Below are 12,717 nucleotides of genomic sequence, written 5' to 3' on the forward strand. Positions count from 1 at the left end.
GTGGTGACTACCACTCCTGCTCGACGTCCTCGGCGAGCACCAGGTCTTCCAGGACCTGCGGGTTCTCCTCCGGGTCGATGCTCGCGGCGATGGCGATGGCGGCGGACTTCGACAGCATGGTGCCCTCCTTCGATTCGCGTCCCTGCCGTCCGAGAGCGGACGCGCAGTGAACGGCGGTGGTACTACGGTCCCGCCTTCGACCCGCTTCGGTCACGGGCGGCGGTGACCGCCTTTTCCGGACGGACCGTCAGTTCGCTGACGCGGGCGGATGTTTCGCCCATCGGGCCAGAAACGGACAGTGCGTCACGCCGGATTCGCGCAGTGTGACCCCTGTGGCACATCCGGGTCGCTACGGTGAGGGAGTCAGGCCGCTCGCCGCACCCCTCCGGGAGCCACCATGCCTCCACGCCCCAAGCCCGGTTCCAAGGCCGGCCGGGATTCGCTCCGGACCGAACTCCTCGCCGTCGGCGCCCCGCCGGCGACGATCGCCGCCGAGATGCGCGCCCGCTTCGGCTTCCGTCCGCGTGAGGCCTGGCGGCACGTTCATGGCTGGACCCTCCAGGAGGCGGCCGACCGGTTCAACAGCGCTGTCGGGGCTGCCGGGCCCGCGACGGACGCCTCCCTCCTCGGGAAGTGGGAGCGGTGGCCGGGAGAGACCGGGCGGCGGGTCACCCTGCGGGTACTCACCGTTCTCGCCGAGCTCTACGGCGCCTCGCTTGAGGACCTGCTGGATCTGGAAGACCGGCGGGCCCTGCCCGAGTCCGATCTGCGGATGCTGCGGCACCGGGCCGCCGACGGCCCGGCCAGCGCTGTTGCGGTGCCGGTCCCCCCGGTGCCCGACGTGCCGCTCACCGGTGTCGACCTCATCCGTACCGCGGCTGACGAGTCGGCGCAGTGGACGCAGTGGGCCGAGGTGCCCAACTGCGGGCCGGTGAGCGTGGAGCAGTACGCCGCCGACACCCGCGGCTTCGCCGCCGACTACCTCATGGCCGAGGACCCGCTGAAGGTCTATGGGCAGACCCACAGATCACTCGTCCGGGTCTGGGACCTGCTGTACGGGCACCAGAACCTGGAGCACCGCCAGAAACTCTTCGCGACCGCCGGCTACCTCGCCGCGATGATGGCCTGAATGACCAGCGACCTCGGGCACAAGAGGCAGGCCGGGACGCACATCCGCGCCGCCATGGTGGCCGCCGAGATGGCCGGCGATCCGGGCCTCCAGGCGTGGGTCGCCGCCACGTGCAGCAAGCTCGCGTTCTGGGACGGGCAGTTCCGTGCGGCCATCCAGCACGCCGAACGCGGCGCCGCCCTCCAGGCGCCCGGAACGGTCACTGTGCTGCTCCACTGCCAGGCCGCGGACGCGTGGGCGGAAGTCGGTGCGCGCGCCGAGGCGAAGGCCTCCTTCGGCCGAGCCGAGAGGGCCTCCGAGCTCGATCTCGCCAATGCCTTCCACGACCGGGTCGGCGGGCTGTTCGCCTGCACGGGTGGGCGGCTGGCCAACTACGGGGCGGCTATCTGCCTGCGCGGTGACGACCCGACCCGGGCGCTCTCCCACGCCGACCGCGGGCTTGCCGCTCTCCAGCGCCAGGACGTCCGGCCCCTGGGCACCATCGCCCAGCTCCACATCACCCGTGCCGGCGCCCTCCTGCTCGCCGGTGAACCCGAAGGCGTTCTCGACGCTCTCTCCCCCGTCCTGGCGCTGCCGGCCGAGCACCGCACCGCCCCCGTCCGCCGGCGCCTGCGCGACCTCGCCCGGCACGCCGCCGGATCGCCCATGGGCGCCAGCGCCGCCGGGCGCCGCCTGCAAGGCGTCGTGGAGACTGCCGTCCGCGAAGCCAGCGTCGCCCTCTGCCTCACCGGCCCGGACAGTGATTGAATCGGCAACCATGACTGACACCCCTGCGCACATGGCCGATCACTGGTGGTGGCGTCCGGGCTGGAGCCCGGGCACCCGCTGGTACACCTGGCACCTGACCTTCGACGGCGCCGACGACGTCCACCGCCTGGCAGCCGACTACCGCCATGCCCTGGCCGGCGTCCCCGGGCTGGACCTGGTCCCCGACCGCTGGCTGCACCTCACCATGCAGGGCCTCGGCTCCACCGCCGAGGTCGGCGAGGCCGACGCGCGCGCCATCGCCGATGCCTCCGCCCACCACCTCGCGAAGATCCCGGCGTTCGACCTCGCCCTGGGCCGGGCGATCGTCACCCCCGAGGCCCTGCTCCTCACCGTCGACCCGGCCGAGCCGGTCCGCGCCGTCCGCACCGCCATCCGCGCGGCCATCGCCGACGTCTGGCCCGAGGTCCCCGAGCCCGCCGACAATTTCCGACCCCACGTCTCGGTGGCCTACTCCAACGCCGACGGCCCGGCCCGACCGGCCGCCGACGCCCTCGCCGGCGTCACCAGCTACCCGGCCACCGCCCGCGTCACCTCGGCCGAACTCATCGTCCTCGGCCGCGACCGGCAGATGTACGAGTGGGAGACTGCTGCCCGCGTCGCGCTCGGCTGATCAGCGCCAGGTCCAGGCTCAGGCTGGCCAGGAGTATCGGAGCCCGCTGCCCCACTTCAACCTGGCCCGATGCCCGACCAGACCGCCCGGTCTCCCCGAAACTCTCCGCCGCCCTGGACCGATTCGCCACCGACGCACTCGCGGGACTTGAAGTCGTCGAGCTCGGCGCCGGGACCGGCCGCATCACCGCCCACCTCGCCCACCTCGCCCACGGGACGGACGGCTACACCGCCACCGAGCCGTCCCCGGCCGCCGACGGCGGTTCGATGCCGTCGGCCGGCTGTCGTTCTTGTTGTCCTGAGGGTCGGATAGGTTGCCCGGATGACTGACATGGACCCGTTGGTGCCCGTTCTCGCCGGGCTGGTCGTCGACACCGTCCGGTTCCTCGACGGCTGCGAGGACGACGAGGTCGATCCCGACTCCGCGGTGAAGATGATGGAGAGCGTGGCCGGAGTGCTGCAGCGGCTGCCGGAGGACCAACTCGACCGGTTCCTGAAGACGCTCACGGATCTGGCCGCGACCGAGCCGGACCCGCACCGGCGGGAGTTCCTGGAGTCGTTCCCCGGCGCCTGCGGTCTGGTCGACGACGAAGACTGAGCACTGGCCGGGGGCCGGCCGGGTCAGCTCAGTTCGAGCCGAAGCCTGACCAGGCGGAGGTGCCCGGCTGCAGGCTGTGGGCCTCGCTGCGGGGATCGGCTCGACCTGGTCGTGCTCGCCCTGGTGGTCCAGGATCGACAGCAGGTCGCTCTCGGCGAAGCGACCCACCGTCGCGGCGGTGCCCAGCACCTGGTCGACGTCGGCGGTGCCGTGCAGCTTGGCCAGTGCGATGGCGTCGGCCATCTTCGCCCTGATCCAGCGGGTGCCGGCCGCCGCGGCCTCGATGAGCCAGGCCGCCGCCCCAGGTCCGATGGCCACGAACTGGGCCTCGGCCGGGTTGGTCGGCTTCGGCGTGCGCTCCCCTCGCGGGGCGTCGGGGTAGTGCTCGTCGGCGATGCGCGGGTTGCCTGGCGTGGAGCGGGTATGACGGGCGACCTCGGCCGCGCTGCCCGCGACCATGGTGGTGACGATCAGGTCGTCGCCGTGGAAACGGACCCAGACGCTCTCCTCGACGAGCTCGTGCGGGACCGAGTAGCGCACCGAGTTGACCGAGATCGTCGAGTCCTTGCCGACCCGCCGGGTCTCGCCGAACGCGGCGGTGAACGGCTACTCGGGCACCGGATGCAGCCGCAGACGTTCCTCAACCAGCAGCTCTGCGGGGATCCGGCGGGTCTCGCGGTGGACACGGTTGTTCACCTCCGTCATGAAGCCCTCGCAGGCTTCCTGCAGCGCGGCGAAGTCGGCGTACTCGGCTCGCAGGTTCACCTGCGTGGGCACCAGGTCCCGCTTGGCGATCCGGACCGTCGACTCGGTCCCGCCCTTGGAGGCCGGGTCGGCCGGCATGCAGGTCCGCACCACGGTGCCGTAGTGGCGGGCGATCGGCACCAGCTCGGGGTTGCGGACCGCGATCCGGGCGACGTGCTCGACCGTGACCGTCTTCTCGTTGTCGGTCAGGCAGTAGGTCGGAACCCCGCCGATCGCGCGGAACGTCGCGTCCAGGCAGGCCGCCACCGTCGGCAGGGTCTTGTCGAACACCGGGATGACCACGCGGAACCGGGACCAGGCCAGCCACGCGCACCACAGGCTCGTGCGCCGGGAGCCGATGCGCGGGCCCTCTCCCCAGTCCCATTGCATCCACATCGCCGGCTCCGGGATCTTCTCTGAACTTGTGCTTGAGCGCTGGTCGGGCTGGGGTGTCAGCGCTTGTGGTAGAGCTCGTGGTAGGTGCGAAAGTCGAAGAAGTGCAGGCCGTCAAACTCGGCCCCGGACTCGATTTCCTGCAGAGTCCAGGCGCGGTCGGAGTAGTCGTCAGTCGCGACGCCTCCGTGCTCAAGCAGCAGCGTGACCAGTTGGCGAACCTCCGCGGTTCCATCGATCCGACCGGAGATGTCGATCTGGACTGCCCAGGTCGGGTGGTGACCGAGGGCCGCTTCGACGGCCGCCACGTCGTCGGGATCCCAGTCGGAGAAGAGGTGGCCGCTCTGCTCATCGTCGATGTCGATGTAGAGGCTGCCGGCCAGAACCCACGGCTCGCGCTGCTGGGGCAGATGCCGATCGAGTGAGGCGACCGTCTCAGCTCGCTCACCTGCAGGGAAGACGAACACGGTGCGCATGGGTGGAGCGTAGGTGGTGCAGGTTCTCCGCGGCCATGGATATTCAGAGCTGCCGCGGGTCCGTCGCCGCAGTGGTGGTGCCCGTGGCGATGTCGGCGAAGGTCGGCATGCCCAGGTTGACGGCTGTCGAGCGGCGGGTGAGAAGGTTGTCGAGCTGTGCGAGCTTGGCGTTCGCCGCTGCCAGGCTGACCTTGCGCCCCTCGGCTTCGCCGCCCCAGCCTTCACGTTCGGCTTCGACGATGCGGGCGATGAGGTTGTCGCGGATGTCCACCAGCCGCGGCCGTTGGGCCGGGTCGGCTCGTAGGAGAGGACATCTTGGGCAATGTGGGGCGGCATGGCCGTGGTGGAGAGGCGTCTGGGCGCTCTGCCTGCCTCTGCCGAGTTTCTGCGCCGGCTGGACGTGGCCGGGATCGTCGACGAGCTGTGCCCAATCCGCAAGGTCGCGCACCTCACGCACGGCCAGGTGATCGAGGTGCTGATCACCAACCGGCTGTCCGCCCCGGCGCCGCTGGTCCGGGTGGGCGACTGGGCCCGGGAATGGGCCGTGGAGGAGGTCTTCGGCGTTGAGCCGGACCTGCTGGGCGACGACCGGCTCGCCCGCGTCAAACGCCTGGCCCGCGCGGCCGAGGACCTGGACAAGCTCCAGCGCGGAGCCGGAGGACGCTTCTACGGCACGACCGAGAAGATCACGGCACGGATCGGCGTGATCGCCAGGAGCCGCCGGGTCGAGGACTGCCTGTGCACCACCGTCAGCACCGGCCCCGAGGGCCGGCCCGTCCTGGAATGGCACTTCGACCAGGACGTCCTCGATGCTCAAGCCTCGGTCGACGGCTGGTACGCGCTGCTGACCAACCTCACCCCCGAACAGGCCACCGCCCAGCAGGTCCTGCTGCGTTACAAAGGCCAGGCCGTGGTCGAACGCCGCTACCACGACTTCAAGGGCCCTCTCGCGGTCGCGCCAGTCTTCCTGCAGCACAACCGGCGCATCGCCGCTCTGATCACCGTGATCTGCCTGACCTTGCTGATCTTCTGCCTGATCGAACGCCAAGTACGCCAGGCTCTGGGACCCCGGACAACCGATCCGTCCGCCCCACCAGTCGCATGATCTTCTACCACCTCGCCAGCCTGATGATCCGGCCCGGCACAACCACCAGCCCACCCACCATCCTCATCAACCGAGGAGTCCAAGCACATCTGCTCGAACTCCTCGGCATCGATGAAACCCGCCCCCGCTGGCTGGAGACCTAAAACCACATGTGCGAAGTCCGGGACTAGCGGCTCACAAACCGCCGGGCCACCACTGACAGTGAGGATGTTCATGAGCGGTTCCCGGGCAGGTCTGACCCGACCTCTGACTGACCTCGGGTCCTCAACGAGATCTGTCGGCCTCGTCCCGGAGCCGCTCGTGAACAGCTCAATCCGGTGACTTCGGCAAGTATGGGCCACTAAGGTCGGGCTATGTCTGCCAGATTCCACCGCCTGGAAGCGCTGTTCGGTGGCCCCCTCGAACAGGTCACCTTTGCCGAGCTAGCTGCGTTGGTCGGCAACCCGGAGGCGTGCGAGGACGAGGACCTCGACTACAAGGTCGCCCACTACGGTCCTGAGAAGAAGGCCGAACTGGCCAAGGACGTCGCTGCGCTGGCCAACACTGTCGGCGGTGTGCTCGTACTTGGCCTGGCCGATGACCGCAAATCCCGTGTCCCCACGGCGGTCGTGCCGGTCGAGCTCACAGACGGGCGGCTGCGGCAGATACGGGCAGTCATCGCCTCCAACCTTCGGCCAGTTCCCCGGATCGAGCTGATGGCGAAGCAAGACGCTCCTGGTTCGACCCAAGGCATCCTGCTGATCGCTGTGCCCCGCAGCCTGGACGGCCCGCATGCGGTCGTCGAGCACAACCAGGATCATCGGCTCGCTTATCCGCGGCGGGACGGGGATACCACCCGTTGGCTGACCGAGATCGAGGTTGCCACCGCCTATCGGCGCCGCTTCCAACAGCTGACCGAACGCGGCGAGCGTATCGAACACGTCGACAACGACATTGAGGACACCACCGACCACCTCGTGGACGACGTACGGGTCCACCGCATGGGAAGGGCACTCCTGACAGTGGCCCTGGTGCCCGACGTCCCAGGCGACATGATCATCGACAACCGTGCCCTGCAGCGCGTCACCGAGCAGGAACTGCGGGCCGTACCCCTACTCGGACGCACCGGCCCGACCTTTACGCAGACGCGGGTGGGACCGCGGCGCATCGTGCTCCTCGACGATGATCCGGCATGGTGCGTTGCCGAGCTCCACAGCGACGGCTCCGGCGCCTGGGGAATGAGTCTGGAGACTTGGCTGCTGGAAACCAGTGAGACCAATCCGTGGGGCCAGGGCGCCGACACCGACGAGATCGTCACCCTGGTCATGTCCGCATTGCGCCACCTTGCACAACATGCCGCCACCCGCGCCGGCGCGTCGGGAACTGCCGCGATTCGCACCCGGCTCATCAGCCGCACGGCCACCAATTCGCCCGTTCCGGCGATAACCGCATCCCGCTGGCAACCGATTCACCTCGCCCACCAACGCTTGGTGTCGGGGAAAGCTCAGCGTTCAGGCGTTACTGCGCGACGAATCGCAACCGGTCAGGCTCACGCCCTCGTGGACGACCTCGCCGACGGCGGCACCGGCCTGGTCCAGGCCGCTTCGCTCCTGATTGGCGACCTTTTCCAGCACTACGGCCTCGCCGAAGCACCCCAAATCACTCGTGACGGGACGATCAACGCATCCGCGTGGGCCAGTGACGAGCGCGCCCGCATCCTTACCTGGGCCCGGCAGGCCGGCGTCGCCAACTGATCCCCGGACCGTCGCTGGTCGGAGGCCTGCACGGGCAGCGACGGTCCGATTCAGCACTCACCCTGTTCTCGCCACATGTAGCCGAGAACACAGTGGCCCAGCTGAGGCACGACCTGTTCGTCACTCCCGCCTGATGCGGATGAGAGATGGGCCACGTTGGAGCGTCTGGGAAACGATCTACAGCGGCCTGGGAAGCGATCTTCGCTAGACCGCAATCCTTCCTGGTCAGCGCCACTTGCGAACAGCCTCCCGCTCCTCGGCCCGCGCGCCCGCCGCCTCGGTCAGGATGACTTGCACGCCGGTAGGGCCTTCGGCGCCGATCGTCCAGCCCAGGACCCGCAGCCGCTCGGCCGCAGCGGTGTAGTCGTCTCGGGGAGCTTGCGCCACCGGCGCCGGACCTCACGGCGGCCGGCGTCGGTGAGCGACATGCGCCCGATGTGCTCGTACGGCTTGAAGTTGGCCACCGCTTCGACCATCAGGATTCCGGCCTTGTCGGTGAGGTAGAACCCGTAGCCGTCTGCCTCGGCGCGGACCCGCTGCCAGCCCTTCGGCCAAGCCGCGGGAACCAGGAGTCCCGAGGCAGCGGTGGTGGACCACTGCACGGTGATGCCGAGCAGTCGATACGTTCCCGCCGTCTCACTGCGGCCCCGCTTGTCCGGGAGGACTCGGGAATCCATGAGCTCCTCGAAGATGCTCTCCTGGAACTCCTCGACAAGGTCAAACATGGACCGGGACCTCCCGTGTCACCGTTGTTGGCGCGCCAGTCTGGCACAGGCCCGCCAGCGGGCTCCGCCAGCTGCTGCCGCCGAAACCCGTACGCTGCGCCTGGGTTCGGGTACGGATGCGCGGGGCGTGTCCGACTCAGTATCTTGACGAGTCGTGGGCACATCACCGAAACGCGGGCTCGGCCGACCGCTTGACCTCACCCCTCCGCCGCCGCGTGCGGACCGTCCGGCCCGCCACCCCAGCCGGACGGCGGCAGAGCGCAGCGCCGAGGCACGAGGACTCCTGCCCCTCGAAGTCCAGCTCGCGCTGGGCCGCGCCCGCCGCCAGGACCGGGCCTTGGAGCGGCAGGCGCAGCAGCTTGTGCCCGAAGCGCTGGTGCTCAGCACGCCTGCACCAGCACCTGGGGCACCGCGCTGATGGACACTCGCCGCGGCCCCGGCCGCTGGCGCTTCCTGGATCCGATCGGCGCCGAGCTGTGGCGGGCCATCACCAGCGGGGTGCCCGCCGAGCAGGCCATCGACCAGCTCACCAAACACTGGCAGGACTGCGGTACGGACCCCGAGCAGGTGCGGGCTGACCTCACCGCAGTGCTGGCCGCCCTCCGGCAGGCCGACCTCCTCGACCCGGCGCAGTGGCCGACCGAGGCGGGCGAGGCCACTCCGACGGTGCACTTCGCCTCCCCCGCCCGCATCGGCGTGGGCCTGCGTCTGGCCGCGCCGCTCGCGTTGGCGGCCGCGCTGGTGCTGCTGCGCCTGCCGATCCGCTACAGCTTTGCTGCCGCGCTGCCGGGCCGCCCGGCCTCCGTCGCCCAGGCGCAGGCCGCGCACTACGCGGTGCGGCGGGCGGCGCGCTGGTGGCCGGGCCGGGTGGCCTGTCTGGAGGAGTCGTTGACTGTGTTCCTGACCGGGGCAATCACCGGTCGCCGGGTGCGCTGGGTACTTGGGGCTACGTTCCTGCCTCGCGGCGCCCACGCCTGGACCGAAGCAGGCGGGGAGATCATCGGCCAGGAGCCGGCCGACCGTGTGTGGCGATACCTGCCGGTCCTCCACGTCGGTCCGGCCGCTTGAGGATTCGCCACCCCCAGGGCCCGTTACACCCGTTCGGGTGAATCGTTGGCCCCGGCGTGACGACTACTCAGCAGCCCTCGGCCACCGCCGGCCGCCGACGTTTCCTGTTCCGCACCCGCCGCCCCGAACCCGCTGACGGGGTACTCCCGCAGTACACCGTCAGCGCCGAGCGCCACGACAGCGCCGGCACCGACGGCTTCGCCACCGTCCTTCGGCGCCTGCCGCACCTGTGCGGCATCGTGACCCGGCTCGCCTGGCAAGCCGACCGGCGCGCGGTCACAGCCCTGGGCGCCCTGCTGCTCCTCGGCGGGGTTCTCACCGCCGTCACCCTCTATGCCACCCGTGGTGCCCTGGTCCCGCTGTTCACCGTCGGCCCGCTGGACGAGCGGCTGCACAATGCCGCGCCGGCGCTCGTGGTGATCGCCGCCGTCGGCATCGCCCGCTCGCTGGCCGCCGCAGGCACCACCGCCGTCACCGCCCGGATCGGGCCCCGCGTGGACGGCCTGGCTGAGATGCGCTACCTCGACGCCGCCACCCGAGTTCCGCTCGCCGCCTACGACGACCCGCAGTGGTGCAACCACAGCGAGGCGGCGAACCGCGCCAGCAAGGACACCCGGATCATGGTCGACTCTCTGTCCGCCGTCACCACCGGGCTGCTCGGCCTGCTTGCCGCCGTCGGCATCCTCGCCGCCCTCCACCCGCTGCTCGTCCCGCTGCTGCTGCTGGCGGTCCTGCCGCGCGGCGCAGCCGCGATCCGCGCTGCCCGCGCCGAGCACCTGGCCGAGCGGCACACCCTGGCCGACCGGCGTCTGCGGCACACGCTGATGTACCACACCGCCGGGCGGCCGACCGCGCTGGATGTGCGCGCCAGCACGATGCGCCCGTGGCTGCTGCGCGAGTTCTCCACCCTCGTGGACCGGCTCGACCAGCACGCCCGCCGCGTCGGTACCGCCACCGCCCGCTACCAGCTCGCCGGTGATGCACTCGCCGGCACCGCGATGCTCCTGGTGTACGGGGCGCTGCTGTGGCTGGTTGTTGCCAGGCAGGTGCCGCTCGCTGCCGCCGGCACCGCGGTGGTTGCCGCCCAGACCAGCCGCATGCTGCTGGCCAACCTCGTCACTGGCCTGAACACCACCTACAAGGTGGGCCTGTACCTCGGGGACTGGGAGTCGTTCATCGCCGATGCGGAGCGGCGGGCCCGCCCGCTGCTGGAGCCGGTCGACGTGCCGACCAACCCGAGCGTGATCCGCGCCGACAACGTGACCTTCTCCTACAACGGCGCCGGGGCGGCGGCGCTGCGCAGCGTCAGCGTGACGGTCCGCCAGGGCGAGGTACTGGCGATCGTCGGCACCAACGGCTCTGGCAAGTCCACCCTCGCCAAGGTCCTGGTCGGCCTCTACCATCCGGCCGAGGGCTCCGTGGCCTGGGACGGCGTGGACTTGGCCGCCGCCCCGCCCGAGCAGATCTGGGCCCGGCTGGCGATCCTGCCCCAGGACATCGCCCGGTGGCAGACCGACGCCCGGCAGAACATCACGCTCGGCACGGACCACGGCGACGAGGCGATCCTGGCTGCCGCAGCAGCGGCTGGCGCGGACGAAGTGCTTGCCGGCCTGCCGGACGGCCTGGACACCAACCTCGCCCCGTCGTTCTGGGGCGGCCGGGACCTGTCCGGTGGCCAGTGGCAGCGCCTTGCCGCGGCAAGGGCGTTCCTCAGGAAGGATGCCCCGGTGCTGGTCTGCGACGAGCCGACCTCCGCCCTCGACCCGCTCGCTGAGGAGGCAATGTACCAGCGGATCCGGTGCCTGGCCAAGGGCCGCACCGTCATCCTGATCACTCACCGGCTCGGCTCCACCCGAACCGCCGATCGGATCATCGTCATGGACAAGGGCACCGTCACCGAGGAGGGCACCCACGAAACGCTGCTGGCCGCCGACGGCGGCTACGCGGCAATGTGGCGTACTCAAGCGCAGACGTACGGCGATCACTGACCGGTGAGGCAGCCCGGGAGGGCGCGATCCCGTCGACCGCTGCGGGCGGCCACCGAGTCGGGGGCCGCCCGTCGGTGCGTGTCTCGGCGCTGGAGGAACGAGGCCGCGATCAGGAGCCTGCTGGACACGACGCCCTTGCCGAGCGAGTTGACCGCCTGCCGGCCTGCGAGCTTCGAACTTTTCCAGGGGTGAACATGTGGTGGCGGGCGGGGCGCCGTCAGCTTGTGGTGCAGGAGGGGCAGTGGGGGTTGCGGGGGTAGGTGAGGGGTGCGAGTGGTTGGTCGGCGGGGGCGATGAGGCTGTGCCGGTAGACGGTGGCGGGCGTGAACTCGCGGGTGCCGGTGAGGTGGGTGATCGCGGCGTGGGCGGCCCAGGTACCGGCGAGGCCTGCGGTGACTGCGGTGACGGGATGTCCAGTGGTCCGGGGCAGGGCCGCGGGCGGGACGTTGGCGCGGATGCCGGGCAGGCCGTGGGCAACGGCGTCGGCGTGGCGCAGGCATTCCCAGCACCCTCTGCCGTCGGCGGGCACGTACAGGGTGGTGCTGATCACGGGGCCGTGATAGCCGGGGTCGACCCAGGCGCAGCCGGATTCGATGGCGGCGCGGTTGGCGGTCAGGCGCAGCCCGTCCGGCTGGTCGGCGGCGAGGATAAGCAGGTCGCAGCCTCGCATCAGCCGCGCGAACTGGGCCCGGAGGGTGATCTGCTCGGGGATTGTGACGACGTCGAGGTCCGGGTGGCGTTCCTTCAGCCGATCCCAGGCGGCGTCGATCTTGGGGCGGCCGATGTCGGAGGCCGTGTAGAGGATCTGCCGGTTCAGGTTCGACTCCTCGACCTGGTCGTGGTCGACCAGGACCAGGCGGCCGATGCCGGCAGCGGCCAGTGCTGCGGCCGCAACGGATCCGGTGCCGCCGATGCCGACGATGGTCACCACGGCCCGGGCCAAGGCGGCTTGGATGTCCCAGCCGGTGCGGTCGGGCCGGCGGTCGACCATTTCCAGGTACTCGGCGTTCCGCAGGCGGCGTTGGACCGTGTCGGGGGCCATGTCGGCGGGTGGGCTGCTGGTGACGGAGTCGTGTAGGTGGCCGGCCCGGGCAAGGTCGGTGAGCAGGCGCCCGATGTGTGCGGCCGGGACGTCCGGGTGCGCGGTTTTCATGGTCTGGAGGACATCGGCTGTGTTCCGGGTGCCGTCCAGCAGTTGGAGCAGGTTCCAGCGCCAGCCGCCGGGGTCGGGCAGGATGCTCGCGAGGTTCGGCAGGGCGCCGATCTGGATCTGGCTGTCGGGCCGGATGCTGGGTTGGTGCTCGGTGCGCAGGCGGGGGTGTCCCATCACGTTCCTCGGGGCGGGGGTGGGCGGGGGAAGGGGCGGGCCCGGCCCCTGCGC

The 12,717-nt window shown here is 70.6% G+C and carries 13 protein-coding genes and 1 pseudogene; 9 read left to right on the forward strand and 5 right to left on the reverse strand.

Annotated elements, in window-relative coordinates:
* Nucleotides 1-397: 397 nt before the first annotated feature.
* From ACFU7Y_RS27145 to ACFU7Y_RS27160, 4 genes are all read left to right on the forward strand, one after another.
* Complete coding sequence (locus tag ACFU7Y_RS27145) at nucleotides 398-1,129, forward strand: helix-turn-helix domain-containing protein (protein ID WP_380769941.1); 732 nt, start codon at nucleotides 398-400, stop codon at nucleotides 1,127-1,129.
* Nucleotides 1,130-1,876 carry a hypothetical protein gene (locus ACFU7Y_RS27150; protein WP_380769942.1) on the forward strand — a complete coding sequence of 249 codons (747 nt, stop codon included), beginning with the start codon at nucleotides 1,130-1,132 and terminating at the stop codon, nucleotides 1,874-1,876.
* Nucleotides 1,877-1,886: 10 nt separating this feature from the next.
* Nucleotides 1,887-2,507, forward strand: coding sequence for a 2'-5' RNA ligase family protein (locus ACFU7Y_RS27155; RefSeq protein ID WP_380769943.1), 621 nt, complete (start codon nucleotides 1,887-1,889; stop codon nucleotides 2,505-2,507).
* Nucleotides 2,508-2,828: 321 nt separating this feature from the next.
* Nucleotides 2,829-3,104: a hypothetical protein gene (locus tag ACFU7Y_RS27160; RefSeq protein ID WP_380769944.1), complete on the forward strand. Its 276-nt coding sequence runs from the start codon at nucleotides 2,829-2,831 to the stop codon at nucleotides 3,102-3,104.
* Between the two features lie 28 nt (nucleotides 3,105-3,132).
* Here ACFU7Y_RS27160 and ACFU7Y_RS27165 read toward each other — a convergent pair.
* From ACFU7Y_RS27165 to ACFU7Y_RS27175, 3 genes and pseudogenes are all read right to left on the reverse strand, one after another.
* Nucleotides 3,133-4,259, reverse strand: a pseudogene (locus ACFU7Y_RS27165) (IS21 family transposase); the annotation flags it as partial.
* Nucleotides 4,260-4,300: 41 nt separating this feature from the next.
* Complete coding sequence (locus ACFU7Y_RS27170; RefSeq protein ID WP_380769945.1) at nucleotides 4,301-4,717, reverse strand: hypothetical protein; 417 nt, start codon at nucleotides 4,715-4,717, stop codon at nucleotides 4,301-4,303.
* A gap of 43 nt (nucleotides 4,718-4,760) precedes the next feature.
* Nucleotides 4,761-4,988 carry a hypothetical protein gene (locus ACFU7Y_RS27175; protein WP_380769946.1) on the reverse strand — a complete coding sequence of 76 codons (228 nt, stop codon included), beginning with the start codon at nucleotides 4,986-4,988 and terminating at the stop codon, nucleotides 4,761-4,763.
* A 63-nt stretch (nucleotides 4,989-5,051) separates the two neighbouring features.
* Between ACFU7Y_RS27175 and ACFU7Y_RS27180 the strand changes: the two genes are divergently transcribed.
* The 3 genes from ACFU7Y_RS27180 (at nucleotide 5,052) to ACFU7Y_RS27190 (ending at nucleotide 7,555) form a co-directional block, all read left to right on the forward strand.
* Entirely contained in the window at nucleotides 5,052-5,822 is a 771-nt protein-coding gene (locus tag ACFU7Y_RS27180) for a DUF4277 domain-containing protein (RefSeq protein WP_380769947.1), read from the forward strand.
* Entirely contained in the window at nucleotides 5,819-5,965 is a 147-nt protein-coding gene (locus tag ACFU7Y_RS27185) for a hypothetical protein (RefSeq protein ID WP_380769948.1), read from the forward strand. Before ACFU7Y_RS27180 ends, ACFU7Y_RS27185 begins: the two co-directional genes overlap by 4 nt.
* Nucleotides 5,966-6,175: 210 nt before the next feature.
* Nucleotides 6,176-7,555: a helix-turn-helix domain-containing protein gene (locus ACFU7Y_RS27190; protein ID WP_380769949.1), complete on the forward strand. Its 1,380-nt coding sequence runs from the start codon at nucleotides 6,176-6,178 to the stop codon at nucleotides 7,553-7,555.
* Between the two features lie 281 nt (nucleotides 7,556-7,836).
* Here the strand turns inward: ACFU7Y_RS27190 and ACFU7Y_RS27195 are convergent, their stop codons facing one another.
* On the reverse strand, nucleotides 7,837-8,280 hold the full coding sequence (locus ACFU7Y_RS27195) for a hypothetical protein (protein WP_380769950.1): 444 nt from the start codon (nucleotides 8,278-8,280) through the stop codon (nucleotides 7,837-7,839).
* Nucleotides 8,281-8,697: 417 nt separating this feature from the next.
* On the opposite strand from ACFU7Y_RS27195, the gene ACFU7Y_RS27200 reads away from it, so the two are divergent.
* The gene (locus ACFU7Y_RS27200) at nucleotides 8,698-9,348 is read left to right on the forward strand and encodes a lasso peptide biosynthesis B2 protein (protein ID WP_380769951.1); all 651 of its coding nucleotides are present in this window, start codon (nucleotides 8,698-8,700) and stop codon (nucleotides 9,346-9,348) included.
* Nucleotides 9,349-9,404: 56 nt separating this feature from the next.
* Entirely contained in the window at nucleotides 9,405-11,336 is a 1,932-nt protein-coding gene (locus ACFU7Y_RS27205) for an ABC transporter ATP-binding protein (RefSeq protein WP_380769952.1), read from the forward strand.
* Nucleotides 11,337-11,553: 217 nt separating this feature from the next.
* Here ACFU7Y_RS27205 and ACFU7Y_RS27210 read toward each other — a convergent pair.
* On the reverse strand, nucleotides 11,554-12,717 hold a 1,164-nt coding region (locus ACFU7Y_RS27210), incomplete at its 5' end, for a HesA/MoeB/ThiF family protein (RefSeq protein WP_380769953.1).

This window comes from Kitasatospora sp. NPDC057542, from assembly GCF_042801945.1.
Classification (GTDB): domain Bacteria; phylum Actinomycetota; class Actinomycetes; order Streptomycetales; family Streptomycetaceae; genus Kitasatospora.

Excerpts from the sequence above, each read along its gene's own strand:
- ACFU7Y_RS27145 (WP_380769941.1), top strand. The coding sequence starts at position 398 with ATGCCTCCACGCCCCAAGCCCGGTTCCAAGGCCGGCCGGGATTCGCTC.
- ACFU7Y_RS27150 (WP_380769942.1), top strand. The coding sequence starts at position 1,130 with ATGACCAGCGACCTCGGGCACAAGAGGCAGGCCGGGACGCACATCCGC.
- ACFU7Y_RS27155 (WP_380769943.1), top strand. The coding sequence starts at position 1,887 with ATGACTGACACCCCTGCGCACATGGCCGATCACTGGTGGTGGCGTCCG.
- ACFU7Y_RS27160 (WP_380769944.1), top strand. The coding sequence starts at position 2,829 with ATGACTGACATGGACCCGTTGGTGCCCGTTCTCGCCGGGCTGGTCGTC.
- ACFU7Y_RS27170 (WP_380769945.1), bottom strand. The coding sequence starts at position 4,717 with ATGCGCACCGTGTTCGTCTTCCCTGCAGGTGAGCGAGCTGAGACGGTC.
- ACFU7Y_RS27180 (WP_380769947.1), top strand. The coding sequence starts at position 5,052 with ATGGCCGTGGTGGAGAGGCGTCTGGGCGCTCTGCCTGCCTCTGCCGAG.
- ACFU7Y_RS27185 (WP_380769948.1), top strand. The coding sequence starts at position 5,819 with ATGATCTTCTACCACCTCGCCAGCCTGATGATCCGGCCCGGCACAACC.
- ACFU7Y_RS27190 (WP_380769949.1), top strand. The coding sequence starts at position 6,176 with ATGTCTGCCAGATTCCACCGCCTGGAAGCGCTGTTCGGTGGCCCCCTC.
- ACFU7Y_RS27195 (WP_380769950.1), bottom strand. The coding sequence starts at position 8,280 with ATGTTTGACCTTGTCGAGGAGTTCCAGGAGAGCATCTTCGAGGAGCTC.
- ACFU7Y_RS27200 (WP_380769951.1), top strand. The coding sequence starts at position 8,698 with ATGGACACTCGCCGCGGCCCCGGCCGCTGGCGCTTCCTGGATCCGATC.